Source organism: Streptomyces sp. NPDC005962 (genome assembly GCF_040629205.1).
Classification (GTDB): Bacteria; Actinomycetota; Actinomycetes; order Streptomycetales; family Streptomycetaceae; genus Streptomyces.
In genome coordinates, this window is the sequence record NZ_JBEXVE010000053.1 from 1 (window position 1) to 25743 (window position 25743).

Consider the following 25743-nt stretch of genomic DNA (forward strand, 5'->3'; position numbering starts at 1 on the left):
CCCTCGGTCGTCCCGGCATCGCCCGGTCATAGTTACACGATGTGCTCGACGCCGGGATGTCTGTCCGAAGAAAGCGGCCGGAGTGTGTCACCTTTCCGCAGCTCGGGCATGCACCGGATTGTGGGATACCCACAAGGTGACGCTTTGGGCGCTTGTCGGTGGCCGGTATGAGCGGCTGCCGCTGGTAGACCGAGGTCTCGGGAAAGCGGTCCGCACGACTTCGTCATGAAGTTGTCCATCGAGGGCACGAATGACTTCCTGATGACGTTGACCCGTCAGTGAGCGTTTTCCAACCTCACGTTGACGCGTGGTGAAGGACGACGACGGCCTTCACCATGTCGGTGATCCGGTTGGTGCTGCAGCGGAGCTTCCGCAGAAGACGCCAGTCCTTGAGCGTGGCCATAGCTCATTCGCCGACGCATCGGATCTTGGCGTGACTGGTGTTGTGGCGGCGCTTCCACCCCTTCAGACGGCGACCGCGGAACGGGACTCGAACAGGCCCGCCGGCGCCTTGATACGCCTTGTCCGCCCAGCACTTCAGGCCCGCCTCGGTGAGCGCGTCGATGATTCCGTGGTGTCGGGCAGCAGTGAGGTCGTGGGTCGATCCGGGCGGGGCGGGCGAGGCCCAGAGCAGGCGTCCGAACGGATCGGCGAGGACCTGGATGTTCATGCCGTGGCGCTTGTGTTTCCCGGAGTAGTACGGGGAGTCCGCACCGATCCGGTCGATCGGCAGCAGAGTGCCGTCCAGGATCACGAACGCCTTCTCGCGGATCGTCCGCATCGCCTCGGCGAGTGAAGGCGCGAGGGCGGCCAGGGCCTCGACAGCTTCGCGTATATAGCGGTAGACCGTGGCGATCCTGATGTCGAATCCGGCAGCGAGCTGGGCGTAGGTATCACCGCACCGCAGGTGCGCGAGGGCGAGCAGAGCCTGGCGGCCGACGGCCAGACGTCGCCACCGTGTACCGATCTTCGCCCGCCGCGCGGCCAGTTGACCGGTAAGGAACCGCAGGGTTCGGCTGGACAGATCGATCGAGGATGAGTAGACACGCATGCGAAGCTCCTGGCAGGCACGGGTGATCTTGGTCGAGAACCCGTCTACCAGGAGTTTTGTCGTTGCGCAGGGGCGTCCAACAGGTCAGCATCGGGATGCTGGAAATCGCTCACTGTTCAGTCACGGCGGTGAGCTCGGCGATGAATCCCGTTCGTGACCTCGACGCGGTCGCTCCCGGAGCCGATGTTCAGCACATCGGCCGGTTGCCTATGAACGAGTACTCATGCAAGAGTAGTCGTATGTCATCGATCAGGTTGTTCATCCTCGACACGTTCGCGAGGAACGGCGAGATGCACGGGCATAGGGTGCGCCTCCAGGCCGAGCGGGAACATCTGCACCTGTGGACGGACGTGTCCGTGGGCAGCCTGTACCAGGCGATCAAGCGTCTGCTGGCTGAGGGCTTGCTCGAAGAGGTCAGGACCGAGAAGGAGGGCAATCTGCCCGAGCGTCAGGTGTACGGCATCACCGGTGAAGGGCGGCTGCGTCTCAAGGAACTCCAGGCCGAGAGTCTGCGCCACATCTGGATGAAGCCGGACCCGTTCGACCTGGCCCTCACCCGCCTGGACCCGGAGAAGCTGGACGAGCTCCACATGGTGATCGCATCCCGGCTGGATGAACTCGCCTCCATGCTCTCGGACACCGAGGCGCTGAACGCCAACGCCATCGACGGCGGCTACCTGACGGTGAGCGAGGCACTAGCGGTCAGTCACAGTGCGCACAGGCTGCGCGCCGAGATCGCCTGGCTCCAAGAGGTCCTGGACGCGGTGCCCGAGATTGTCACCGATGAACGGACCCGTCAGCCCGACACCCTCTGAACACCGGATTCCGCCCCCCTTGAATCCACCCGCGTCGCAGTCGGCGCGGTATCGCCCGGTAAGGAGCACGCCCCATGTCCAAACTCATCGAACCCTTCACCCTGTCCGTGCCGGAGGAACAGCTGACCGACCTGCGTGAGCGGCTCTCCCGCACCCGGTGGCCCGATCCAGAGACCGTTCTGGACACCAGCCAGGGACCCCAGCTGGCGAAGCTCCGCGCGCTGCACGACTACTGGCTCAACACCTACGACTGGCGGCGGTGCGAGAAGACCCTCAACTGCTTCGGCCAGTCACGCACCATCATCGATGGTCTGGGCATTCACTTCCTCCATGTGCGCTCGCCTGAGCCGGACGCCCTCCCGCTGGTCATGACCCACGGATGGCCCAGCTCCGTCCTCGATTTCCACAAGGTCATCGGCCCACTGACCGATCCCGCGGCCCACGGCGGTGACCCGCGGGACGCCTTCCATCTCGTGGTGCCGTCGCTGCCGGGGTTCGGGTTCTCCGACCGGCCTACGGAACCCGGCTGGGGATTCCCCCGGGTCGCCGATGCCTGGATCACGCTGATGGACCGGCTCGGCTACCGGCGATGGGGCGCCCAGGGCGGCGACCTCGGATGCGCGGTCACCGACGAGATCGGCCGCAAGGCCCCCGACGGATGCGTCGGGCTGCACCTCAACTTCGCCATGTTCCCGCCAACGCCCGACGAGATCCGAGACGCCACCGAGCATGAGCAGGCAATGCTCGACAGCGCCGCCTACTTCTGGGAGAACCTCTCGGGCTACGCCAAGGAGCAGGCAACCCGCCCTCAGACCATCGGCTACTCCCTCGCGGAGTCCCCCATCGGCCTGGCTGCCTGGATCTACGCGATGTTCCAGGATACCTGCGGCACGCCGGGGGACGCGGAAGCATCTTTCACCCTGGACGAGCTGCTCGACGACATCATGCTCTATTGGCTTCCCAACACCGGGACGTCCTCTGCGCGGACCTACTGGGAAATGGCACGGTCGGCACGGCCCTCCGCGCCGAACGCCGCCGCACCGATCACACTGCCTACCGGATTCAGCATGTTCCCGGAGGAGCACGTCCGGAAGTCCCAGCGCTGGGTGGAACGCCGCTACAGCAACGTCGTCCACTTCAACGAGCTTGAGGTGGGCGGGCACTTCGCGGCCCTGGAACAACCGGCACTCTTCGTTGACGAAGTCCGGACCACCTTCCGTTCCTTGCGCTGAGCGCACCGCCGGCATCGGCACCTCCTACCGACAACTTTCCCCCCAGGAAGGGCGATACCTCATGACACCCCTGCCCGGCGAACTCCTCAAACTGCTGAACCGGCCCAGCCCCTGCTTCATCGCCACCACCATGCCGGACGGCTCGCCTCAGCTCACCCAGACCTGGGTCGACACCGATGGTGAACACATCCTCATCAACACCGTCGAGGGCTACCGCAAAACCAAAAACGTTCAACGCGACCCCCGTGTGGCCGTCAGCATCGCCGACCCGGATGACACCTCCCGCTACTTCTCCGTACGGGGACGCGTCACCAGCGCCACGACCGACGGCGCCGCCGAGAGCATCGAACACCTCGCCCAGAAGTACACAGGCCACCCCTACGCCTCGTACGGCGGCCCGGGCCAGACCCGGCTCCTGCTGACCATCACCGTCGACTCCGTCATCCATTCCCCCATGCACTAACCTCGTGCTTTCACGAGCGTGCTCGCCCATGCCTGATTAAATAAGCGGAGAGTGCTTCTGACCTGCAACGATGGGACCTGTCTAGGGTCCTGTTGGCTGCACGGAAGGAAGCACTCTCCAGGTGAGCAAGCGTATCGGGGTGTACCCACGTGTCCGCCTCGAGGGTGGTGGCAGCGGGGTGGTCTCGCAGGCCGGGGCAGTGCTGCTGGTCGAGACAGTCGATCTGACCGACTGAGCCCGGATCCACCGGCTTGATTCCCGGTTGATCGTTTCGGGGTCGTGCAGGCCGTGTTGGGGCTGAGTTGCGGATTCGGGCATGGGGTGGCCGCTGGTCTGCCCAGCTCTTCCACTCTGTCCACAGGTCTCGGGCCCTTTCGGGCAGGTCGGTCAGGGAGCGTCAGAGGGCCGGCGGTGCATGCACCGTGCTGAACAGCTGGGTGAAGTCCTCGTTCCAGGGCCAGCGCTCGGGCAGGTGCAGGGTGAGGCGGCTGGCGGAGCGGGCTAGGCGGGCGGGCACGTTGATCAGGCGGTCACGGATGGTGGCGGTGGTCGCCCTGGCATGGAACGCGGAGGCCAGGGCGCCGGCGGCGCGGGTCAGGTTGTGTGCCAGGGCCGCCAGGGCGAGCCACGCGGCATTGGCCTGGAAATGACCGGACGGCGCGTGGGCGAAGCCGCTGTTCTTGACATCGGCGATCACCTGCTCGACGACAGCGTGCCGGCGGTGATCACGCTCGGCATCCCTCAAGGCGAGCGGGGAGTCGGTGAACGCGGCGTGGTAGCGCCAGGTGTCGAAAAGCGGGCCCTGCCCGGCCGGGACGGTACCGGCGCTCAGGCGCTTGACGCGGCGCGCGATCAGTCGGGCGGTGACCTGCTGTTTCTTCGGCTTGGAAGTGAAAGCGGTGTAGCGGATCTCGGCTATCTCGGCGTCGGAGATCCAGCACTGGCCCTCCTCGTCCCAGACCGCTTGGGGATATTTGATCGGTGTCCAGGCGTCCTCGTCGATGCGGGCGATGGTGGCCTTGACGGAGGCATTCATCCGCATGGTGATGGAGAAGCGGGCACCCAGGGCCCGGCAGGCGTTGATGACGTCGGCGCCGTAGAACGCGGAGTCCGCCCGCAGCACCAGCGGGCCGCTGGCGCCGCAGGCGCGTGCGGTGCGGATGGTCTCAGCGACGAACGCTGCCGCCCCGCGCGCGGAGTTTCGAGGGTCCCTTGCGCAGCTTGGTGGCGGCGATCACGGGGACGGACAGGGGTGTGGAGACGACGCCGAGCAGTGCATTCAGGCCCTTGACCTTGCTGTATCCGTATCCGGCGCCCTGTTTGGCGTAGCCGTGGGTGCGGCGGATGGTGTCGTCGATGTCCACGTATGCGGCCTGGTCCGCGCCGGGCAGCAGCGGGGTGTGGCGGGCCAGTTCGTGCAGGAACCGGCGGGCCACGGCGTGCAGTTGCTTCACATGCCCGTGGGTGAAGGAGCGCAGGAACGACCCCAGCGTGGACGGGGCCCGCACTCCGGAGAACAGGCGGCCCATCGCGCCGTGCCGCAGCCGGTCCATGTCGTCGATGCTGTCGGCGCCCGCGGCCATGCCGCCCACCAGCGACATCAGTTTCGCCGCTGGGAAGGCGCCGGTGCCGTCCTTCGAGGCGGGCAGCCGGACGTGCTCGCCGGCCAGCTTGGGCAGACCGCACCGCTCGGCCAGCCGCACCACCGGCTCCAGCCCGCCGTACGCGATCAGGTTCGGATCATCGAACGCGGATGAGACCGTCGCCGCGGCATGGGAAGATTGCATCTCGGAAGTGCCTTGTCGATCGTGCCTGATGTGGTCCTAGACAAACCCCATCATCGCAGGTCGCAAGGCACTTCTTCGTTTCTGGGTGAACCATCCACCGGCATCAAGCCGGGGTGATCCGGACTCAGCGCACCAGGGAAGGGGGGTTCTGACAGTACCTGTATCACCAGGGTCTCCCCGATGTGCACAACGCCTGTCAACCTGGCGTGAGTCGAAAGCGCCGACAGCACTCCATGGACACGCACTTCAGCTTTACTTCCATCAGCTCAATTCAGCTGCTGCCTCGAATGCGTGACCGTGTCGGCGCATTCTGACACGACAGGAGGAACGGATACCAATGACGGACAACCAATTCACCACTCACACAGAACTTTTCGATCTGAGTGGGAAGTACGCACTTGTCACTGGCGGCACCAAGGGCATTGGGATGATGATTGCGCGCGGCCTTCTCCAGGCGGGCGCCCGCGTCGTCATCAGCTCACGCAACGCGGACACGTGCGCGGAGGCACAGCAGCTGCTATCCGAATTCGGCGACGTCCAAGCAATTCCCGCCGACCTGTCCAGGCACGACGAGTGCCAGCGCCTCGCTGATCTTGTCATGGCCGACTCGGAACGCCTGGACATCCTCGTCAACAACGCGGGAGCGATGCGTAGCGAGCCGCTGGAGACGTTCCCGGACGAGGCCTGGGATGCAGTGCTCGACCTCAACCTCAAGTCGCCGTTCTGGCTGGTGCAGGCACTGCTTCCCGCACTTCGCAGGGCGGGAACCGCCGATGATCCGGCACGGATCATCAACATCGGCAGTATCGCCGCCATCCACGTCGCCCAGGCGCCCACCTACTCGTACGCCAGCAGCAAAGCGGCACTCCATCAACTCACCAGAGTGCTTGCCCGGGAGCTGGGCCCACAGCACGTCACGGTGAACGCGGTAGCACCGGGAGTCTTCCCGTCGCAGATGATGGGGGCCACGCTCGATGCCATCGGCGACAAGATCGCGGCGGCGGCCCCACTGCGCCGGCTCGGCCGCGACGACGACATGGCGGGTGCCGCCGTGTTTCTCGCCAGCCGGGCTGGGTCCTACCTCACGGGCGCCATCATCCCGGTAGATGGCGGCACCGCGACGACTGCAACGGGTACCCCCCCTGTCATGGGCCACTGACTAGTACGGCTGAACGGGCCTATGGTAGGGGGATGGCCACGATGGATCCACGCACCGAGATCCGGGAGTTTCTCAGCTCGCGTCGTGCCCGCACCGCACCCGAGCAGGCGGGCCTGCCCGCTTACGGCGGCAACCGCCGGGTCAAAGGTCTGCGCCGCGAGGAGGTAGCGCTGCTCGCGGAGGTATCCGTCGACTACTACGTGCGCATGGAGCGCGGCAGCCTCGCCGGTGCCTCCGACGGCGTGCTCGACGCGTTGGCCTTTGCCTTGCAACTCGACGAAGCCGAGCGCGACCACCTGTTCCACCTCGCGCGCCAATCCACGGCGCCCCGCAGCCCACGCCGGCGCAGGCCTGCCGTGACGGTGCGCTCGACACTGCAGCAGGTGCTCGACGCCATCTCCGATGCGCCGGCCTGGATCGGTAACGGCCGTTATGACGTGCTCGCCATGAATCAACTCGCTCGCGCGCTGTATTCACCGGTGCTGGCCGACCCGCGACGGCCCGCGAACACAGCGCGGTTCGTCTATCTGAAGCCCGAGGCGGCCAGAGATTTTTTTGTCGATTACGACCAAGTCGCCGGTGCCGTGGCTGCGAAGCTGCGCATGGCAGCCGGCCGCAATCTGCACGACGAGGAGCTGATCGCCCTGGTCGGCGAACTGTCAACGTGCAGTGAGCTATTTCGGCAGCGGTGGGCATCTCAGGACGTGCGGCTGCACCGGTCCGGCCGTAAGCGTATGCACCATCCGATCGTGGGCCAGCTCGACTTGGACGTCGAGTCCCTGGAACTGCCCGCCGAACCCGGCCTGCACCTCAACGTCTACACCGCACCCGCGGGCACACCGACCGCTGACAATTTGGCGCTCTTGGCGTCGTGGGCGGCCACCCAACAGACGCTGGCGACCGAGCTCGAAGCACACAACGGATAGTCCAACCCCTTCAGCCGTACTAGGGTCCGTCTCCCCGACCAGCGCGGGCAGACCGCACCGCTCGGCCAGCCGCACCACCGGCTCCAGCCCGCCGTACGCGATCAGGTTCGGATCATCGAACGCGGATGAGACCGTCGCCGCGGCATGGGAAGATTGCATCTCGGAAGTGCCTTGTCGATCGTGCCTGATGTGGTCCTAGACAAACCCCATCATCGCAGGTCGCAAGGCACTTCTTCGTTTCTGGGTGAACCATCCACCGGCATCAAGCCGGTGGATCCGGGCTGAGGGGACCGGCCCTCCGGTACCCGGGGCCTACGGCCCGTGACGGCCGGCAGAGGTCAGGACCCGTCGGGGCAGGACCATCTCAAGATTCTCATGGTGCGGAGATCGAAATCGACCTCGATCGATTCCGGTGCGCTGTTGCTCGTCACGCGTGCACGGACGGTGTTGGCCCCGGCGCTACGGGGGTCGCCGACGGTGAAGGTGGTGGTGGCCTCCACATCCCCACACGTGGCCGCCAGGTCGCCGGCTCCGCGGCCTTCGGGACAACTTCTCGCTTCAGTGCCGTGTCCGTGAAATACGCGGTCATCAGCTTCCGCAGCTTCGACGTCGAATGCCGGGTGGCGAAGGCATCCGGCAGAGCCGAGTAGTAAGCCCGCATTTGCTCCTGGGTCGCCGATATTTTGGAAACCTCACCGAGGCGGGCAGGATCTTCCGCCGATCGGTCCGCGCCCACGGAATTCCAGTAGGCGCCCGCACCGAGTGCCGCCACGACAATCGCCGCAAGGGCGGCAGAACGGGTACGGCGTTGACGGCGTCGGATGCTTCGGCGACGCAACTCCTGTGCGGACAACGGCCGGTCCACCCGAACACTCTCCAACTGGGCGACGCTCTCGGTAAGCCAGACAGGACGCTCGTACTCCTCGGACATGGTCCACCTCCTGGTCCGGCAGGGCGGAAAGGTGGCGGGCGAGTGACAGGCTCCCGCGGACCAGCCAGACTCTGATGCTGCCGCTCGTGCACTGTCGGACCTGTCTCGTCGAACGGCCCACGGGTCAGAGCGACGTCGACCAGTCCGGCGCGCAGTCCGCAGGTCGGATCGGTCAGGTCGGTCTCGCGGATGCGGACCTCGACACCTGTCCGGATCACCGACATGGTGAAGGCCGTCCTCGTCCTTCACCACGCGTCAACCTGAGGTTGGAAAACGCTCAGTGACCCGGATTGGGTGCCGCGCGGAACACCCGTCCTGACATGCTGTGCGGCATGGCAACACTCGACGGAAACCCCGTAGGGGCAGGCGACTTGCTCCCCCTGACCCTGACGAGCTACGGACATTTCACGTCCATGCGCGTCGACGCCGACGGCAGCATCCGCGGTCTGTTCCTGCACATGGAACGCCTGGTGCGGGACTGCAAGACCGTATGGGGCACAGATCTGGACAGCGGCAACGTCCGCGACCACGTCCGGCAGGCCCTGAACGGGCAGAGCGGGCCGCACGTCGTACGCGTGACGATCTTCGACCCGGCAGTGGACATGGGCCGCCCGGCCGACGCCGACCAGCCGGGCGTCATGGTCTCCGTGCGCCCCGCAGGCGCGATGCCCCCGTCGCCGCTGCGCGCGATGAGCGTGCCGTACGAGCGTGACCTGCCCGAGGTCAAGCACTGCGGCCTGTTCGGAGCCCTGCACGCCCGCCGCACGGCGCAGCTCAACGGCTTCGACGACGCGCTGTTCGTCGGCCCCGACGGTCTCGTGAGCGAGGGCGGAACCTGGAACGTCGGCTTCATCGACCAGGACGGCGCCGTGGTGTGGCCGCAGGCCCCCGTACTCCCCGGCGTGACCATGGCGCTGCTCCAGCAGCACGTCGAACACCGGGTCGCACCCGTCACCCTGGCGCAGGCCAAACGCATGACGGCGTTCGCGACCAACACGAGCATCGGCGTGCGGGCCCTGGCCGCTATCGACGAGACCGAGCTGACGACGGAGCACCCCGTACTGAGCCAGCTCCGCGAGACCTACCTGTCGATCCCCGGCGAGAAACTGTAGGGCGGGCGCATGGCGGGGGTGACCAGGTGGACGGGCCGGGAGGCCCTTCTTCTGCGGAAGGCTCTTCGGAAAACCGGCAAAGCGTTCGCAGAGCTGGCCGGCGTAAACCCCCGCCAAACCGGCCGTCCACACGCACGAAAGCGTCGGCACGCGCGCGGCCGGTGCGTATCACCGCCCGCCGGTCTCCCCGTGTGCGTACGTCTCCTTCGGCAGTGCGCGCAGGGTGGTCTGGGCCTTGAGGAGCATTTCCTCGTACTCGGCCTCCGGGTCGGAGTCGAGGACGATGGCTCCGCCCGCGCCGATGGTCAGTTCGCCGTCGTGGCGGACGGCGGTGCGGATGGTGATGCTCAGGTCGGCCGTGCCCGTGTAGCCGACGAAGCCGATGGCGCCGGAGTAGACGCCGCGGGCCTCGCCCTCCAAGTCGTCGATGATCTCCATGGTGCGCAGTTTCGGCGCCCCCGTCATGGACCCGCCGGGGAAGCAGGCCCGGACCGCGTCCACGGCGGAACTGCCCTCGCGCAGGGTGCCGGTGACGGTGGAGACGAGCTGGTGCACGGTGGCGTAGGACTCCACCGCCATGAGCGAGGGGACGGTGACGGTGCCGATCTCGCAGATCTGCCCGAGGTCGTTGCGGAGCAGGTCCACGATCATCAGGTTCTCGGCGCGCGTCTTGGGGTCCGTGCGCAGGGCGCGGCGCGTGGCCTCGTCGGTGTCCGGGTCCGGGTGTCGGGGCGCCGTGCCCTTGATCGGCTTCGCCTCCACTGTGCGGGCGGCGTCCACCTTGAGGAACCGCTCGGGCGAGGAGCTCAACACCGCGAGGTCGCCGAGGCGCAGCAGCGCCGCGTAGGGGGCGGGGTTGAGCCGCCGCAGGCGCCGGTAGTAGGCGAGGTCGTCGGCCGGTGCGGGCAGGTGCAGGTTGGTGGTGAGGCAGATCTCGTAGCTCACGCCCTCGCGCAGCTTACGGTCGCACTCCTGGATGTCCGCCAGGTACCGCGCGCGCGGGCGGGCCAGCCATGCCGAGGCGTCGTGCTCCTCGGGGGGCGGCGTGGCGGAGGCGTCCGCGTGCGCGGCGGGGAGTTCCGCCAGGACGGGGACGACCGTTCTGATCCACTTCTGCGCGGCGTCGGAGTCCTGCTGCTCGCAGACGGCGACGACGTACGTGCGGTTCTCGGAGTGGTCCACGGCAACGAAGCGGTCCGCCTGGAGCCACACGGCGTCCGGGGTCCTCGACCGGTGGGCGCGCCGCCCGCCGAGGTCGGCCTTCAGCTCGTAGCCGAAGTAGCCGACGTAACCGCCGGTGAAGTCGAAGGGCAGCTCCCCGGACCCCTCGACCACGCGGCCGGTGCGGCGGTCGAGTGCGTCGAAGACGCTGCCGTCCTCCCGGTGCGAGGCGCCGTCGGGGTGGTCCACGACGGTGTGCCCGTCCTCGACGCGGTAGGTCAGCATCTCCGCGCCCGGCTCTTCGGCGGCGCCGAAGAACGAGAAGCGGGCCAGACCGGGTTCCACGTGCGAGCTGTCGAGCCAGAAGGCGCGGGTGCTCGTCCCATACAGCGCCAGGTACGCGGCCTCCGCGTCCACGGCCCGGTCCAGGATGTCGTACTCCGCACGCAGCCGCGGCGGTGACGCGTCCGACGCCGCGACCGATACGGGCACGGCGTCGGCCCGGCCCTCGTGCGGACCCGTGCCGCTGTCGCGCCCCGCCAGTGCCAGGTCCCGGAAGTTGGCCACGAGGCGGGCGCCGTGCTCCGTGCAGATCGACTCCGGGTGGAACTGCACGCCCCACCACGGCCGTTCGCGGTGGGCCAGGCCCATGATCACGCCGTCCTCGGCGCGCGCGGTGACCTCCAGGTGCGCGGGCACAGGTTCGGCGACGCTCAGCGAGTGGTAGCGCACGGCGGTGAAGTCCTGCGGGATGCCGGCGAAGAGACCCGTACCGCTGTGCCGGATCGTGGACAGGTAGCCGTGCCGGGGCTCCGGCGCGGGTGTGACCGGCGCGCCCGCCAGCAGACCCACGCCCTGGTGTCCCAGGCACACCCCCAGGACCGGCAGCCCGGAGTTCTCCAGGACGTCGCGGGAGCGGCCGAAGTCGCGGGGGAGCGCCGGGTGGCCGGGGCCCGGGGAGATGACCGCGGCGTCGAAGCCGTGCGGGGCGAACCGGTCCCAGTCCTCGGCGTTGTTGCGTACGACGACGGGGGCGACGCCGTACACCTTCGCCAGCAACTGGTACAGGTTGTAGGTGTAGGAGTCGTAATTGTCGATGAGCAGCACACGCATGGGTCAGCACCTAGGGTGGGGTGGCCGTCAGGGGGCTTCGGTCGACACCGTTGACCAGTCGAAGGGGACGGAGTCCAGGACGTCCAGCTCTTGGCACAGTTGCCGCAACCCGCTGAAGTCCTGGAGGAGCCGCTTGCCGCCGGAGGCGCTGCCGATGTCCCGCAGCATCTCCCCGCCCCCCTCCACGCCGAGCAGGTCCAGAATCCTCGCCCAGGTCGTGAAGTCGTGGGCGGCGAATACCTCCATCCCATCGGCCATCGCGGCGAGGAAGTAGTCGCGCTGCCCGGGGGAGAAGTGCTTCCACGCCTCTTGGGCGAGGGTGTCCGCGATCGAGGCGTGGCAGTACTCGTCGCGGTTGTGCAGGACGGCCGTCATGCGGTTCACGGGCTGGATCTCGTGGTTCTCGGCGACGAGGTCCAGGTGGGCGTTGACCGAGATCTCCGCGACCGTGGTGAAGGCGAGCGACACCAGGGCCCGCTCCTCATCCGTCCCGGCCGTGGAGAGCCGGTGCGCCTGCCTGCGCGCCTTGTACGCGAGAGGCAGCGCCGTCTCCGGCATCCGCCAGCCGCGCTTGCGGCGCGTCACGGCACTCGCGTTGAGGTGCATCAGCGTGTGGTACTGCTCGTCGACCATGGCCTGGGTGACCGCGAGCGTCATGGACTCGCTGTCGATGCCCGTGTCGAAGACGTCCTGCGTGACCAGGGCGAAGCCCGGGTTCACCACGTGCTGCTCGATGTCCATGATGTTCTTGTTGAACGAGATCCAGCCCCACGCGAGAATCCGCGCCTTCATCCCGTCGTCGAGCGCGAGGTAGGTGGGGTGCTCGCGGAAGGGCAGCAGGGCCTCGGGGAAGTCCGGCCGGTCCAGTTCGAAGACGTCGTCCAGGTTGGGCTCCTCCCGCTTGACCGTGGCACGCCGGGGCCAGTTGCCCGCGAGCCTGCTGATGACGGCGTTCTCCACCGCGTCGTGCGGGTCGTGCTCCGGGAGCGACCGCAGCCGTCGCGCCACGGTGAACGCGCCGGGCTCCGCCTCGTTGGGTATGTCGTTCATGGTGACCTCGGTCCAGGTCAGAGCCGTCCGGCGCGCATGGCGCCGGCGTAGGTCCTGAGGGATTCGATCTCGGAGGTACGCATCACGGACCGTCCAGGAATTTCCGGAGCGTCTGGACGTCGCCCGGTTCCAAGGTGATCCCGAAGATTTTCTCGGGAGCGGAAAGCATCTCGTCCTTGTCGAGTTCCCGGAAAGTCGCCGGCCTGGCGGGACGTATTTCCGTGAGAGTGCTGCCGGCGAGGAGGTGCCTCACTTCGGGCTGTGTGCGCTGGAGGATCATCCGGTGGTTGAACGGTGAGCGCGGATGCGTGAGGCAGAAGTGGTTGAGGAGCTCGAAGTCCGACGGATAGCGCACGTCCGTGGTGAAGCCGTAGAGCTCGACCGGTCCCTCCGGCCGCAGGAACCGCAGCACGTGTTCACCGGTCGGCTCTCGTACGAGATCGAACGACCAGTCGCCGTCCAGCCGTGCGTCCTCCGCGAGCCGGATCGGCTCGTGCGGCCCGTAGGCACCGAAACTCACGTCGTGGAGCCAGTGTTCGCCGTCGAGCTCCACGCACAGGGCCACGTGCAGGGCCGGCCCGAACTTGGACCCGGTGCGGATTCGCGTCCTGCCGGCGAACGCCGTGAACGTGAACCCGATGCGGTCCAGCACGGCCGCCATCAGCACGACCTGTTCCAGACACCAGCCGCCGCGACCCTGTCGCACGATTTTCTCCTGGACGCTGTCCAGGTCCAGCGGCACCGCCGTGCGGCCGAACAGCGCGTCGAGGTTGTCGAAGGCGATCGCGTCGACGTGGGCGGCATGCAGGCCCCGCAGCGTGGAGAGGTCCGCAGCCACGTCGCCCTGGTAGCCCACGCGGGTCAGGTAGGCGTCAAGGTCGACGCCGCTCCCCTGCCACATCGAATCTGTCACGCGTAGCTCATCCTTCATGTGAACTGCCCGGCGATCACGGCCGCGAGAATGATCCAACCGAAGTAGGGGTTGGCGGCGAAGGCGTCCCAGCACGATTTCGGGTCATCCAGGTCCACACGTACGAGCAGATAGGACAGAAAGATTCCCGCGAGTGCGACGATCGGGTAGAACGCCCACCCCATCGATGTCTGGGAACCGGCCCACAGCACGCCGCCGACGCTGAGCACGACGAAAATCGCCAGCCACGCCTTGGTGGCCTTGCCGAACAGCAGAGCGGAAGACCTGACACCGATCTTGCGGTCGTACTCCTTGTCCTGATGGGAGTAGATCCCGTCGTGGATCAGGGTCCAGAAGGCCCCAGCGGCGTACAGGCCGTACACCGCAAGCGGGTAGTCGGCGCTCCCGGTCACCGCCGTCCAGCCGATCAGCGCGTAGACGCTCATCACCAGCGCCAGGAACGCCGAGGGCCAGAAGAAGAAGCGCTTCATGTAGGGGTACGCGATGATCAACGGGTACGAGGCCCCGACGACCAGGGGTGTCTCCACGTTCGCCACCGCCAGGACCAGCAGTGCGACCACGGTCTGTGCGGCGGCGAACAGGAGTGCGTTCCCGACGCTGATCGTCCCCGACGCGACAGGACGCGACACGGTGCGGGCGACTCGGGCGTCGACGTCCTTGTCGACCACATCGTTGATCGTGCAGGCCGCGCCGCGCACCAGCACCGCGGCGACAGCGAGAACCACCACCGTCAGCAGGTCTGGTCGTTGCCCGGAGGCGAGGGCGAATGCCCACAGCCCTGGAAGCAGGTAGAGCACGTACCCCGTAGGCCTATCCAGTCGCATCAACAGGAGATATGCGCGGACTGAATCCGGGCTCCTCGTGACTACGCCTGTAGATATTTTGTACAGCATCAGGACCAATCACCATGTCACCGGAAGTTGGATCAACCCGCCGATCAGCGTGTTGTGGCGCAGCTTCAGCTCCTCTACACCGACAGCCAGGCGCATGGTCGGGAATCGCGCGACGAGCTGGGTGAGCACCACCTGCAGCTGCGTCCGGGCCAGCGTCGCGCCGACGCAGTGGTGCGCACCGTGCCCGAACATGAGGCCGCCCGTGGTGTCGCGAGTGACATCGACCCGGCCGGGGTCGGCGAAGGCCGTCTCGTCGTGGTTGGCCGCGATGATGTTCAGCAGCACGAAGTCGCCGGTCCGGATGGTGACCCCGTCGATCTCGAAGTCCGTCAGCGCGTAACGGGGCATGCCGCCGTTGTGCGGATTCGGCATCGACATCCGCAGGGTTTCCTCGACCGCGCCGGGGATGAGACTCGGGTCGCCCAGCAACGCCTGCCACTGCTCGGGGTTGGCCAGCAACAGCGACACACAGGTGCCGATCCGGGCCACCGTGGTCTCATAACCACCGAACAGCAACAACGCCGTCAGTCCGATGACCTCGTTGTCGTTGATCCCCTCGGTCGCGCAGATCCTGGAGATCGCGTCATCGCCCGGGTTTCGCCGTTTGTCAGCGACAAGTTGCTTGCAATAGCCGAACAACTCGCCCAGCCCCTGCTTGGACCTGACCGGGTCCCCGACGCTGGCGGCGTCCTGGGTCCAGCCGCCGAACCGGTCCTTGTCCTCCTGGGGCACGCCCAGCCACTCGCACATCACCTGGATCGGCAGCGACAGCGCCAACGCCTCGCGCAGGTCCACCGGTGGCTTCTGCCGGGCCAAGCCGTCCAGGAGCTGCTCGGTCACTTTTTCGACGTAGGGCCGCAGCGCCCGCATCCGCTCGGGTGAGAAGTGCGGCTCCAGCAGCGCCCGCAACCGGGCGTGGTCGGTGGCGAAGTCGCCCAGCAGGCCGGCGAGAATCGCCGACCCGCTGTCCTTCGCCGCGGCCTCCGGATCGGGATTCGAGCGGCCGAGCCGGTCATCGTCGAGCAACTGCCTCACCCGGGCATGACCGGTGACCAGCCACGCCTCATCGCCCTCGGCAGTACGAACCCGATGGACCGCGCCCTGGGATTGGAGCGTGCGCAGCCCTGGCGCGAGTTGCAGCACATTCGTCTGCTCGAAAGGCAATTGAGCTGGGGTACTCACTGACGGCCTCCGCCGGAATCGAGGTTCGGACATGCCGTGCGATGGACGATGCGGTCGAACAGCGCGGTCAGTTCGGTGGACGCGGCCGGGGACAGCTCGGCTCGTCTTCTCCTCCACGATGCGGTCGTATTCCGAGATCCCGGTGCCCGGACCAGCCGGACGGTCAGCTCGCGGGCCTGGCCCGCGAGAACGAGACCGAGCGCTTCGGCGAACACGCTGGAGACCTCCGCACGGCCGGGGCCGGGGTCGTCGACGACCATCTGCATCCCAAGAGCCTGCGCAGACCCGGGCCAAGGTCGGCTCCAGTGCGGAGGCCTGCCGCCGCGTCACGGGCAATACCGTGGATCGCGCCGTCTTCGGCGACAGGGAGGCGCGGGGCCTGGTCGACGAGGTGTCGAGTGCGCTCATCGGGATTCTCCTCCGGGCGCGCGTCTTCCCTATTCCTGGTCAGAAGCTACGCGCATGGGGTTCGCGAATTGCACCACTGAAAATTACTGTGCTGGATATGTCGCTTAAATTGAAAGCTTGCCTAAAGTTCATGATCGCCCGACACTGCTACAGGTCAATACGTAGGCAGATCCCGCGTCTACGTGCAATGTGAACCCGGGGTGATGTACTGGAATTTGCGTGATCGTTCTGACTGCCATCCTGGTGGGCAGCCCTGGTGGTGTCAACGATGTGGCGTGCGCATCTTCTGGTTTAGGAAAAACCCCAAACGAGGCGGCGCAGGGCTGGATTTGGACTACTCTTCGGAAAGGCCTCGGTTTCCACCGACCGGCGTGGATGCCCTGTTCGGCGACGCGAGCCAGGCGTTCCGACGCGGACGCCGTGGCGCGGAACGGAGTGGGATGAGTGGCGGTAAGCGGGTCTTGCCGGCCGAGGGGCGTGTGTCTTCTTCGCGTACGGTGTCTCGCCGCAGGTGCGGCGGCACGCGGACGCACGCGGGCTGGACGTGCTCGACGCGACCTGCCTCCCGACGCACCGCGGAGATGGACCGGCGAAGAACTGCCGTGCTTCGGCCGAGTCGGCCATGCCGAGGTCGCTGAATAGCTCCCAGGCCGAGCAATATCACACAACGTCACTGATCATTGCCGAGAAATGGCTCACAGAAGGCTTGAGAGGCGGAATGGCCATGTCTGTTGATTCGGGGCAATTGCATGAGGACGGGTCGTTCGATCCGTATGGCGCGCATCGCGACGACCCCTATTCATTTCTGGCCGGCATCGGAGAGACGGAACCGGTCTTCTACACTCCATTGCTCGACGCGTGGTGCGTCACCCGGCGCGAGGACATGGTTGCCGTGCTGCGAGACGACCGGAACTTCTCGGCGCGCGACCACAATCCCCGCCCCGCGGTCGCGTTGCCCGAGGACGTGACTCGGATGCTGCGCACGTGGCGCGGTGCTGATGCTCTGGCCGTCGGCTCGCTCGATCCTCCCGAGCACACCAGGATCAGGGAACTGCTCAATGTCGGGTTCACGCCGGCCAGGGTCAGAGCGTTCGAACCCACGATCCGCGCGATCGCCACCGATCTCGTCGAGCGGGTCGCGGTCGCAGAGGAGTTCGACTTCATCACTGAGTTCGCGGTTCCGTACTCCCTTGAGGTGATCGGCCGGCGTCTTGGGATTCCGGACGAGTACCTCGACCGCTGCCGCACGTGGTCCGAGCAACGCATCGAACTCATGATGGTGCAGGACGACACCAATCTCGACCGGCTGCGTGAATACGCCCGCGGGCTGATGGATTTCGGAGCATTCGCCCGATCACTCGTGCAGGAACGCCTCGCCTCGCCGCAGGACGACCTGATCAGTGAACTGCTCCACGAGGGCAAGGCCGGCCGCACGCTCACCGCCGACGAGGCTTCCGTCATGATCCCCACACTGATCTTCGCGGGACACATGACCTGCGCCGAGGCGCTTGGCACCATCCTCTTCCAGCAGTTTCAGGCACCCGGCGGCTGGGCCAAGGTGGCCGACGGGACGATCGCCGTACCGGACCTTGTCGAGGAGGGGCTGCGGTTCGACAGTCCGCTGGCGGGCATGTACCGGACCGCGGTCAATGACGTCGTGGTCGGCGACGTCCACCTGGCCGCGGGGAGTCGACTGCTTCTGCTGTACGGAGCGGTCGGCCGGGGCAGCAACTCCTCCGCGTGTCCGGCCGCGTTCAGTCCAAGCAGTGGCTCCGCCTCGCATCTCGCGTTCGGGCACGGCATCCATTTCTGCCTCGGAGCCGGGTTCGCCCGCTCGGAACTGGAGATCGCGATACAGGCCCTCGCCACCAGGATGCCAAGTCTGACTCTGACACCAGGGCCGCTGCCGCGTCACCGGCCAGTGTTTCCGCTTCGGGCGTTGACCGAGTTGCGGGTGCGGCAGCGGTGAAACACGGGCATCCGGGCGGTCGTCGGGACATCTGGAGCTCGTGAGAGTCCCGTCGAGCAGGACGACGGCGGGTTCGTGCGCGCGCGTGGTGTCATCCCAACGGGGCACGTCGAGTGCGGCAGGACTGGAAACCAACGAGGCTCCCGAGCAGCGTGATGGAGACGTCAGACATCTCGATCAACAGCTCGGGAGCCTCGCTCGTCGCGCTTCAGCCGTACGCCATGAGACGCCCGGGGACGGCGCTCGCGGTCAGGCGCGGACCGCGGTCAGGAAGAGGTAGCCGCTCTCCGGGATGGACCCGAACCTACGCACGAAGTCGATGAGCGAGTCGGCCTGTTCCTTGCCGACCAGGTCGGACAGCTTGTCGCGGACAGTCTCAAAGGCGTCGGCCATAAGCCCGAGGGTACGGATGACGTTGTCGGTGATGTCACGTATCTCCACGTCGACGAAACCGTTGGCGGCCAACGCCTCCCGGTATTCGTCCACAGTGCCCAAGGAGCGCACCCCGTAGTTCTCGCAGATGTGGTCCAGGACCACGCGTCCCTCAGGGCTGATCGGGTCACGCTGGATGACGTCGGCGATGGCGAGGCGGCCGCCGGGGCGCAGAACGCGGGCGGCCTCGGAGAGCACCTGGCCGCGGTCGGGCATGTGCCACATCGACTCGAACGCCCAGGCCGCGTCGAACGAGCCGTCGGGGAAGGGCATGTCCATCGCGTCCCCGAACTGGAACGTGGCCCGGTCGGCGAGCCCGGCCTCGGCCGCGAGTTTCGTGGCATCCGCCACCTGGATCCGGCTGATGCTGATGCCCACCACGTCCACGTCGGAAGTGCGGACGAGCCGCTGTGCGGGGTAGCCGATGCCGCAGCCGACGTCCAGGACCCGCTGGCCGGGCTGCGCGGCGAGACCTGAGATCATCAGGTCGGTCAGGCGGTCTGTGGCTACCTCGACGGAGCTGTCGTCGGCGTCGTTCTCCCAGTAGCCGTAGTGGATATTGGGGCCCCACACGGAACCGTAGACCCGACCGAACCCGTCGTACACGTTACGGACGTCGTCGCTGTGAGTGGGAGACTGCTCGATCGTCATGAGGAACTCCGTATCGTTATGAAGGTGGCGGGAAGCTGGCGGCGGTTCAGCTCCACCGGCGGTGAGCCCGCGAAGATCGTGCCGGTACGCCACCGCAGGTCCTGCTCGTCGTCCCCGGGGCTCTCGTGGTGCGGCGCGACTCGCAGCCCTACCAGTCGGCCAACCCGCTGCGCTGGGCCGGGAAACCCCAGCCCAGCGCCTGCTTGATCTACTGACAACCACGTAAACCATCAGGTGTCGCGAGGACCCCGGCTTGCGTGCGGATTTTCGGCGTCTTTTCTCGTTCCTTGCTTACTTCAGCTCGAAGCGCAAGAAACCCAGCCGCACACCCCCGGATTGCCATTCGGCGCCAAGCGCCTGGTTCGCCAGCAGGGATATCCTCAACTGCCTGCGGTCAACTGGTGAGAGGCTGCTGTCATTGTCCAGCATTGCCTTCGTCCAGGCGGCACTCTCCTCCCAGAACGGCGCGGTTTCTGACGTAGCGTCGACGTCATCGACCAATTCGAAACCCGCGGCCTGTGCGGCCTTTACGTAGTCGAGCACCGTAGCTGGTTTTGTGTAGAAGTATTCGGTCCACACATCGGCCCCGTGAGGGCGTGTGATGAATGCTTCCTCGATGCACACACTCGCACCCGGACGAAGCACGCGCGCCAGACGCTCGAACCACAGAGGCCGGTCGAAATATCCGCTGCTCTCGACTGCTACCGCTGCGTCATAGGGGCCGCCGTCCAAGGGCAGGCGTTTCGCATCGCTGACCAGGCTGCGGACCCTTCCGTCCACACCGCATTCCCGCGCGAACCCGTTGACCACCGGCGCGTGTTCCGGCGCGTTGGTGACCGCCGTGACGTCGGCGCCGTATTCCTGCGCCCAGAAGAGCGAGCCCCCGCCGAGACCGCAGCCGACATCCAGGATCTTGCCCGACAGCCGCTGTTCGGCGTCCCAGATCTTGGCCGCATACCGCAGCAATTCTTCTTGATGACGCCGTATGCTGGCGCGAATGGCATCCGGCGTCACATCGTCAGCACGCAGCGGCGCTGCAGAGGAAGGGTAGTAACCCACATGATAGTGAATCCTGGGCCCAGGCCCGTATTTGCGAACAAGCCTGGCTGTTTTGTCGTCGTAGTATTGGCCAACTATTTTCACCTCATCCTGAGGGTCCAGTGCTGTTTGAGGTGAACTTGAAAGCTCATCCAGGTTCGACACGGGTCACTCCTCCAGAGCTCGGATGCCGATGACGTTTGCGGATGGCCTGCTTTGAACGTCACGCTGCGTTTGCCGCGATTTCGGCGAGGATGCCTGGTTCGGCAAGGATTGCCGGACCGGATTCCGTGTTCATCAACTGTGCCAGCACCTTTCGCATATGCGAGAGTCACCCGGCACTGAGGCAAGTGGGCGATTCATGAAGCTGCCCTCACGATTCGGAATACTGACTGGTACCGAAATCGAGTGGCAGCTATTGGATTCCATCCTGGAGGGCGGCCCTGGTCGTGTCAACGATGTGGCGTGCGCATCTTCTGGTTTAGGAAAAACCCCAAAGGGGGCGGCGCAGGGCTGGATTTGGACTACTCTGCGGATTGGTGGCGGCTGGGCGGCACCCAAGGCCGTACTTCGAGTCCGGCTGTTAAGTCGGTGTCCAACGGCGGATAAGATTTCCTGAGAAGGACTCGGTTTCCACTGACTGGAGGCCCTGTTCGGCGACGCGAGCCAGGCGTTCCGATGCGGACGTCGTGGCGCGGAACGGAGTGGGATGAGTGGCGGTAAGCGGTCTTGCCGGCCGAGCCGTGGAGTTTTTGTGCCGATGTACGCCGGGCGATAGCCATCATCGACCTCGCGCCGCGAGTTCGAGCGCCGGGGTGTCCGGTTCGACCAACTCCAGTAGCTCGATCCGGATGGTCGAGGTGGCGCGCAGGCTCGGCGGCAGGGTCGAACTGGTGCCGGACGTGCCCCACTTCGACCCCGCGTGGCCGGCCGGCGTGAGCAGGGTCGGCGTGGGCGTCGGCGCTGAGCCGCGTCGACCGTCGGCCGAACCGGCACCGCGCCGGGCAGTCGGCCCGAACCGACCGAGAGGGCGGCCACGACCGCTTACCACACCCGGTGAGGAGCACTGTTCGACATGGCGCTGCTGGAAACCGTGCGCGACCCCGCGCGGCTGCGTGAGCTGACCGCCGGGGAACCCCGCGACCTCGCCGGGGAGATCCGCGCCGTCCTGATCGAGCGGGTCCCTGCGACCGGAGGACACTGGGCGTGGTCGAGGTGACCATCGCACTGCACACGGTGTCCGAGTCCCCGCGGGACCGGTTGCTGTGGGACACCGGGCACCAGTCCTACGTGCACAAGATCCTCACGGGCCGCCAGGCCGGGTTCGACCGCCTGCGCAAGTCGGGCGGGGTCTCCGGCTACCCGAGCCGGGAGGAGTCCGCGCACGACCTGATCGAGAACTCGCACGCGTCCACCGCGCTGTCCTACGCGGACGGACTGGGCAGAGCTGACGCCAACAACATCGCGGGCGGGCCGCAGCGGTCGTTCGTCATCGTTCACGTCGGTGTTCGGCGAGAAGCTGGTCCAACTAGCCGAGCAGCACGCGGACACGATGGCCGCCGGGCTGTCCATGGGCGGCGTGCACCCGGTGGTGGCCATCTACTCCACGTTCGTCAACCGCGCGCTCGACCAACTGCTCATGGACGTCGCGCTGCACCGCCGCCCGGTGACGTTCGTCTTCGACCGGTCCGGGGTGACCGGCGACGACGGGCCGAGCCACAACGGCATGTGGGACCTGTCGGTGCTGCAGGCGCTGCGGGACGCCGACGTGCACACCCCGCTGCGCGAGTTCGGCATCCCGAGGCGGTTCCTTGGCCACCGCTCCAGGGCCGAGGTGCTCGCCGCCTGCGGGCTGACCACACAGAACATCACCAGGGGCGTGGCGGAGACGCTGACCGGCCTCGACGTCGCACCGGCGTCGGCGGGCATCGACGACCCCGGCACCTGGCCGGTTCACTCGGGGAGGAACATTGACGACCGTCGATGCGGGAATGCCCTTGCCACGCGAGGACGAGGCCCCGCTTTCCGTGGCCACGCGGCGGACCTCCCGCCAGATCATGGCGGGCACGGTGCCGGTCGGCGGCGTCGCGCCGGTGTCAGTGCGGTCGATGACTCCCATGTCCACCGCCGACATCGACGCCACGCCGCAGCAGATCGCCGAACTGACCGCGGCGGGCTGCCGGATCGTGCGTGTCGCCGTGTCGTCGGCGGACAACGGAATCCGAGCATTAATCCACGGCTTCCCAAGCGATGCGCGGGGGCCACGCATCTGTTCGCAGAATCTGGAGGACGAACGCTCTTGAAACCAACGCGACACGATTCGGTGCCTGAAGCTTGTCGGACATGACGCGGACGTGGTAGTCGATGGTCTTCGAACTAAGGTACAGCTCTCTCGAAAGTCGCCCGCTGGAGAAGCCGGCCGCAACACCCTCCAGTATCCTGACTTGGATCGAGCTGAGAACCCAGTCACCGACCGGCTGGGACACTTCGCAGCCATTCTGACCAAAATCCATGGCACCCATCCATTCCGTACAGCCCGGCTGGGCCGTGCCCTTCGGATGATCTGATCGTTTGGTTGATGTGTGTCGTTGAGTGATGTCCAGTGGGCGAGGCTCGAGCCGTCATTGCCGGACCGGACACCGAAGCGATCGCGTTCAAGTACCGCGCGGAGACTCCATGGATGGACGTGCCCGAGCGTTTTGGTCGTGGAGGGCGTCCACAACGCTCGTCATCACGCATGGCCGGCGCGGTGGCGCACCCGCATTTCGCGAGGTCATGGTCCCCGGCCGATCGGTCGGCTGAGGACCACACCGGAAATGGTCCTCAGCGACAGTGCGTACGTCCCGGGTGATCCGCGACCACCTGCGGCGGCGCGGTATCCGGGTGGTGATCCCGTAGCCGGCCGACCAAGCAGCCCACCGCAAGCGTCTCGGCAGCCGTGGCGGCAGACCGCCGGCCTTCGACCGCGACGCCTACAAGCAGCGCACCACCGTCGAGAGCTGCGTCAACAAGCTCAAGCAGTGGCACGGCCTGGTTACCCGCTACAGCAAGAGCTCCACCGTCTGCCTCGCCGCCATCTTCATCTGGTCTACGCGGCGATCCGGGAGAAACGGCCTAGCGGTCACCCGGGCGCGGCACCCGCGCGAACTCCGCGAAGACATGGGCGTCGGAGAAGAGCGGGGAGGGCCCGCGCCGGACCAGCTCGACCCGCTCGTTCTCCATGCGGTCCGTCTCGGCGAGGACGGGCACCTCCCGCTCGGCCTCGGGGACTTCGTGCGCGGATGTGTTGAAGCCGCCGACGGCGTAGTGGTGGTGCAGTCCGTCCTCCTCGCCCAGCGGGAGGTTGGTCGGGTCCTGAGTCCTGGTCTCGCAGAGGGCCTGCGCGCGGCGCTCGAACTCGGAGCGGATGACAGGGGGAGCGGGGCTGTCGTGAGTAGTGAGCATGGTGGGGGGCTACTCCTATCGAGATGTCGCGCCTGCGGGTGGTGCGGTCATGCCGTGCGATTGACGATGCGGTCGAACAGGGCCGTCCGGCGGCCACCGGGTTCCTCGATGGGACCGGTCAGTGTGTGGATGGGCGATGCCCAGGTGCCGGGCCGGTGGGTGAGTTCGCGGGCCTGGCCGGTGTGCACCAGGGCGAAAGCCTTGGCGAACGATGGGGCGATTTCCTTGTTCCCGGGTGAGGAGCCGTCCGCAGTCAGTTCCAGGGCGACCTCCTGGAGTGCGTTGCCGGTATGAATCGCCAGACTCAGGCCGAATGCCTTCCGCCTGGCTGGCCCCGCCGCAGGTCGTCGGAGTCCGCGATGGCGTCGTGGAGCAGCGCCGCGTTGTGCGGCGATTTGACTGCCGCCTGGACCCGTACGTCCTCGGGCCGTATCCCGAATCCGTCGGCGACGGCCATCATGATGCTCGCGCGGGTCAGTTTCCCGGTGTCGGTTCTGCTGAGTTCTCCGCTTTCGTCGATGAAATCGAAGTGGTAACCGCAGATACGGGCCTGGGTCGGCTCCATTGCAGAAACGTTTTTCTCGATGAAAGGCGCCACCGTGGTGCGTGCTGTATCAGGTGATGTCAGGGCACGCGATCTGGTGGGCGAGGCGATGTCTGCACTCATCGCTTTTCTTCTCCAGCCGCGTGAGTGGACCACATGGAATTCGCTGACGGAAGCATCAAGCAGTCGTCAATGTGATGAACACCTTGCAAATGTGTCATGACACTTATTCACCTCCTGCCCGCTTCGCCATGCAGCGGAATTCCGATGCGCGGAGGTGTGGGCAGCTTCTGGGCGCCCGGCGTCATCGCAGGTCATCCGGGTTCCTTTCCGGAATTCGGCTAGCTGCCGGAATCGGCCTACTGGATGTGAGTCTCTGTGACCTCTCCCAGTCGTGTCAACGACTTGCGGCCAGCCTGGCTGGATTCATGCCCAGCAACCGGGCATGCGGGCACAGGCGCGGATGACGTTGAATTCCTGATCGATGATCATGGTTTGGCCTGTCTTGGGTGTTTTAGGGCTCATGTAATTTTCCCTCCAGAATTCACGGGTGTGCCTCGGTGGGCGGTGTGGATATAGGTGGCCTATGCAACGCCGGGTTGACCAGCGCTACCGGCTCCCTTCCGTCGCCATGGCGTGTGCGTGCGGGGGTGCGGGCCATTCGGGCGGGAAGTGGGCTGGTGATAACCGTATTCGGGCATCTGTCGTGCCTGAAAGGCGGGCACTCCCTTCCGGCGGTGGCCGGAACTGTGCGTTCCGTTCGACACCGCCCTAGCTGATGCCCCTTTCGTGGAGGTGAATTTCTGCTACGTCGAGATGAACTTTATGAATGCAACTGGTGAACACTTTCAGCGTTGCCTCCCCGGGGTGAGCACAGCTTTGGTGATGACGGTGATGAGTTCGCCACCCGGTGGCCGTTTGAGTCCGGTGGTGACCCCGGGGCCGGCGCAGGTGTAGGCGCGGTCGGTGAGGATCGGGACGCCCTGACGCTCGCAGATCCGGATGATGCGGTGGGAGTTTGCACCGTCGGCCACCCTCACGGGTGACGCTCTCCAGCGTCCTCCAGGCTGCAGCCGATCGTGGAGTGGCGCAGGGTCTTTGAGACGATGGTCAGCTCGATCCCGTGGGTCAGCGCCAGCGTTGTGGCGAGGTGGCGCAGGTCGTGGACGCTGGTGCGCGGAAACGCCTGCCAGGCGCGCGAGGTAGTGGAAGTGGTTGAGGACGTACTCCGGGTGCAGGGGACGTCCGTATTCGCGGTGGAAGGCGAATCCGCCTCCCGGGCCGCTGGGCGTGTGGGGCTGGGTCGCTGCTCTTGCGGGTCTTTGGGCGGGCCAGGGCGAGCTTGTTGTTGTCGATGGGCCTTGACCCTTGATCCTGGACACACGAGACACTGGATCCTGAGGATCTGAGAACGGACATCTCGTGGTCATGAAGAACTATCCGCCGCAGTT

19 protein-coding genes and 6 pseudogenes are annotated in these 25743 nt (G+C 66.4%); 10 read left to right on the forward strand and 15 right to left on the reverse strand.

Features of this window, described 5'->3' with window-relative positions:
- Window positions 1-295 precede the first annotated feature (295 nt).
- Window positions 296-1051, reverse strand: a pseudogene (locus tag ABZ370_RS43345) (transposase family protein).
- Window positions 1052-1290: 239 nt separating this feature from the next.
- Between ABZ370_RS43345 and ABZ370_RS43350 the strand changes: the two are divergent.
- The 3 genes from ABZ370_RS43350 (at window position 1291) to ABZ370_RS43360 (ending at window position 3561) form a co-directional block, all read left to right on the forward strand.
- A complete protein-coding gene (locus tag ABZ370_RS43350) occupies window positions 1291-1866 on the forward strand; it encodes a PadR family transcriptional regulator (RefSeq protein WP_358633912.1) in 576 nt (191 codons plus the stop codon).
- Window positions 1867-1940: 74 nt separating this feature from the next.
- Window positions 1941-3098 (forward strand): epoxide hydrolase family protein, encoded by a 1158-nt coding sequence (locus tag ABZ370_RS43355; RefSeq protein WP_358633915.1) that lies wholly within the window; start codon window positions 1941-1943, stop codon window positions 3096-3098.
- A 61-nt stretch (window positions 3099-3159) separates the two neighbouring features.
- Window positions 3160-3561 (forward strand): PPOX class F420-dependent oxidoreductase, encoded by a 402-nt coding sequence (locus tag ABZ370_RS43360; protein ID WP_358633917.1) that lies wholly within the window; start codon window positions 3160-3162, stop codon window positions 3559-3561.
- 397 nt (window positions 3562-3958) lie between these two features.
- Here ABZ370_RS43360 and ABZ370_RS43365 read toward each other — a convergent pair.
- Window positions 3959-5348, reverse strand: a pseudogene (locus ABZ370_RS43365) (IS1380 family transposase).
- 337 nt (window positions 5349-5685) lie between these two features.
- On the opposite strand from ABZ370_RS43365, the gene ABZ370_RS43370 reads away from it, so the two are divergent.
- Together ABZ370_RS43370 and ABZ370_RS43375 are read left to right on the forward strand one after the other, a co-directional pair.
- Complete coding sequence (locus ABZ370_RS43370) at window positions 5686-6507, forward strand: SDR family oxidoreductase (RefSeq protein WP_327579319.1); 822 nt, start codon at window positions 5686-5688, stop codon at window positions 6505-6507.
- 41 nt (window positions 6508-6548) lie between these two features.
- Window positions 6549-7433: a helix-turn-helix transcriptional regulator gene (locus tag ABZ370_RS43375; protein ID WP_358633954.1), complete on the forward strand. Its 885-nt coding sequence runs from the start codon at window positions 6549-6551 to the stop codon at window positions 7431-7433.
- 1020 nt (window positions 7434-8453) lie between these two features.
- Here ABZ370_RS43375 and ABZ370_RS43380 read toward each other — a convergent pair.
- Window positions 8454-8567 (reverse strand): annotated as a pseudogene (locus tag ABZ370_RS43380) (LysR family transcriptional regulator); the annotation flags it as partial.
- A 129-nt stretch (window positions 8568-8696) separates the two neighbouring features.
- On the opposite strand from ABZ370_RS43380, the gene ABZ370_RS43385 reads away from it, so the two are divergent.
- Entirely contained in the window at window positions 8697-9476 is a 780-nt protein-coding gene (locus ABZ370_RS43385; RefSeq protein ID WP_358633920.1) for an aminotransferase class IV family protein, read from the forward strand.
- A gap of 168 nt (window positions 9477-9644) precedes the next feature.
- Here ABZ370_RS43385 and pabB read toward each other — a convergent pair whose 3' ends face one another.
- The 6 genes from pabB to ABZ370_RS43415 all read right to left on the reverse strand — a co-directional run bounded on the left by pabB (window position 9645) and on the right by ABZ370_RS43415 (window position 16072).
- Window positions 9645-11750 carry an aminodeoxychorismate synthase component I gene (gene pabB / locus ABZ370_RS43390; protein WP_358633923.1) on the reverse strand — a complete coding sequence of 702 codons (2106 nt, stop codon included), beginning with the start codon at window positions 11748-11750 and terminating at the stop codon, window positions 9645-9647.
- Between the two features lie 27 nt (window positions 11751-11777).
- On the reverse strand, window positions 11778-12800 hold the full coding sequence (locus ABZ370_RS43395) for a diiron oxygenase (protein WP_358633926.1): 1023 nt from the start codon (window positions 12798-12800) through the stop codon (window positions 11778-11780).
- 82 nt (window positions 12801-12882) lie between these two features.
- Window positions 12883-13656, reverse strand: coding sequence for an arylamine N-acetyltransferase (locus tag ABZ370_RS43400; RefSeq protein ID WP_358633928.1), 774 nt, complete (start codon window positions 13654-13656; stop codon window positions 12883-12885).
- Between the two features lie 71 nt (window positions 13657-13727).
- On the reverse strand, window positions 13728-14528 hold the full coding sequence (locus ABZ370_RS43405) for a 4-hydroxybenzoate octaprenyltransferase (protein WP_358633931.1): 801 nt from the start codon (window positions 14526-14528) through the stop codon (window positions 13728-13730).
- 105 nt (window positions 14529-14633) lie between these two features.
- Window positions 14634-15788 (reverse strand): cytochrome P450, encoded by a 1155-nt coding sequence (locus ABZ370_RS43410; RefSeq protein WP_358633934.1) that lies wholly within the window; start codon window positions 15786-15788, stop codon window positions 14634-14636.
- 14 nt (window positions 15789-15802) lie between these two features.
- Window positions 15803-16072, reverse strand: a complete 270-nt coding sequence (locus ABZ370_RS43415) for a hypothetical protein (RefSeq protein ID WP_358633937.1) — start codon at window positions 16070-16072, stop codon at window positions 15803-15805.
- A 686-nt stretch (window positions 16073-16758) separates the two neighbouring features.
- Here ABZ370_RS43415 and ABZ370_RS43420 point away from each other — a divergent pair.
- Window positions 16759-18183, forward strand: a complete 1425-nt coding sequence (locus ABZ370_RS43420; protein WP_358633940.1) for a cytochrome P450 — start codon at window positions 16759-16761, stop codon at window positions 18181-18183.
- Between the two features lie 249 nt (window positions 18184-18432).
- On the opposite strand, the gene ABZ370_RS43425 is transcribed toward ABZ370_RS43420, so the two are convergent.
- A complete protein-coding gene (locus tag ABZ370_RS43425) occupies window positions 18433-19266 on the reverse strand; it encodes a methyltransferase domain-containing protein (RefSeq protein ID WP_358633942.1) in 834 nt (277 codons plus the stop codon).
- Between the two features lie 291 nt (window positions 19267-19557).
- Entirely contained in the window at window positions 19558-20469 is a 912-nt protein-coding gene (locus ABZ370_RS43430) for a methyltransferase domain-containing protein (RefSeq protein ID WP_358633945.1), read from the reverse strand.
- 910 nt (window positions 20470-21379) lie between these two features.
- Between ABZ370_RS43430 and ABZ370_RS43435 the strand changes: the two are divergent.
- Both ABZ370_RS43435 and ABZ370_RS43440 read left to right on the forward strand, forming a co-directional pair.
- Window positions 21380-22210 (forward strand): annotated as a pseudogene (locus tag ABZ370_RS43435) (1-deoxy-D-xylulose-5-phosphate synthase N-terminal domain-containing protein); the annotation flags it as partial.
- An 85-nt stretch (window positions 22211-22295) separates the two neighbouring features.
- A pseudogene (locus ABZ370_RS43440) lies at window positions 22296-22520 on the forward strand (flavodoxin-dependent (E)-4-hydroxy-3-methylbut-2-enyl-diphosphate synthase); the annotation flags it as partial.
- Between the two features lie 12 nt (window positions 22521-22532).
- Here ABZ370_RS43440 and ABZ370_RS43445 read toward each other — a convergent pair.
- Window positions 22533-22826 (reverse strand): LuxR C-terminal-related transcriptional regulator, encoded by a 294-nt coding sequence (locus ABZ370_RS43445; protein WP_358633948.1) that lies wholly within the window; start codon window positions 22824-22826, stop codon window positions 22533-22535.
- 202 nt (window positions 22827-23028) lie between these two features.
- Here ABZ370_RS43445 and ABZ370_RS43450 point away from each other — a divergent pair.
- Window positions 23029-23337 (forward strand): annotated as a pseudogene (locus ABZ370_RS43450) (transposase); the annotation flags it as partial.
- An 81-nt stretch (window positions 23338-23418) separates the two neighbouring features.
- On the opposite strand, the gene ABZ370_RS43455 reads toward ABZ370_RS43450, so the two are convergent.
- The 3 genes from ABZ370_RS43455 to ABZ370_RS43465 form a co-directional block, all read right to left on the reverse strand.
- Window positions 23419-23748, reverse strand: a complete 330-nt coding sequence (locus ABZ370_RS43455; RefSeq protein WP_358633957.1) for a hypothetical protein — start codon at window positions 23746-23748, stop codon at window positions 23419-23421.
- 304 nt (window positions 23749-24052) lie between these two features.
- Window positions 24053-24415 carry a polyprenyl synthetase family protein gene (locus tag ABZ370_RS43460; RefSeq protein ID WP_358633951.1) on the reverse strand — a complete coding sequence of 121 codons (363 nt, stop codon included), beginning with the start codon at window positions 24413-24415 and terminating at the stop codon, window positions 24053-24055.
- 725 nt (window positions 24416-25140) lie between these two features.
- Complete coding sequence (locus ABZ370_RS43465; protein WP_358633960.1) at window positions 25141-25326, reverse strand: hypothetical protein; 186 nt, start codon at window positions 25324-25326, stop codon at window positions 25141-25143.
- Window positions 25327-25743 lie beyond the last annotated feature (417 nt).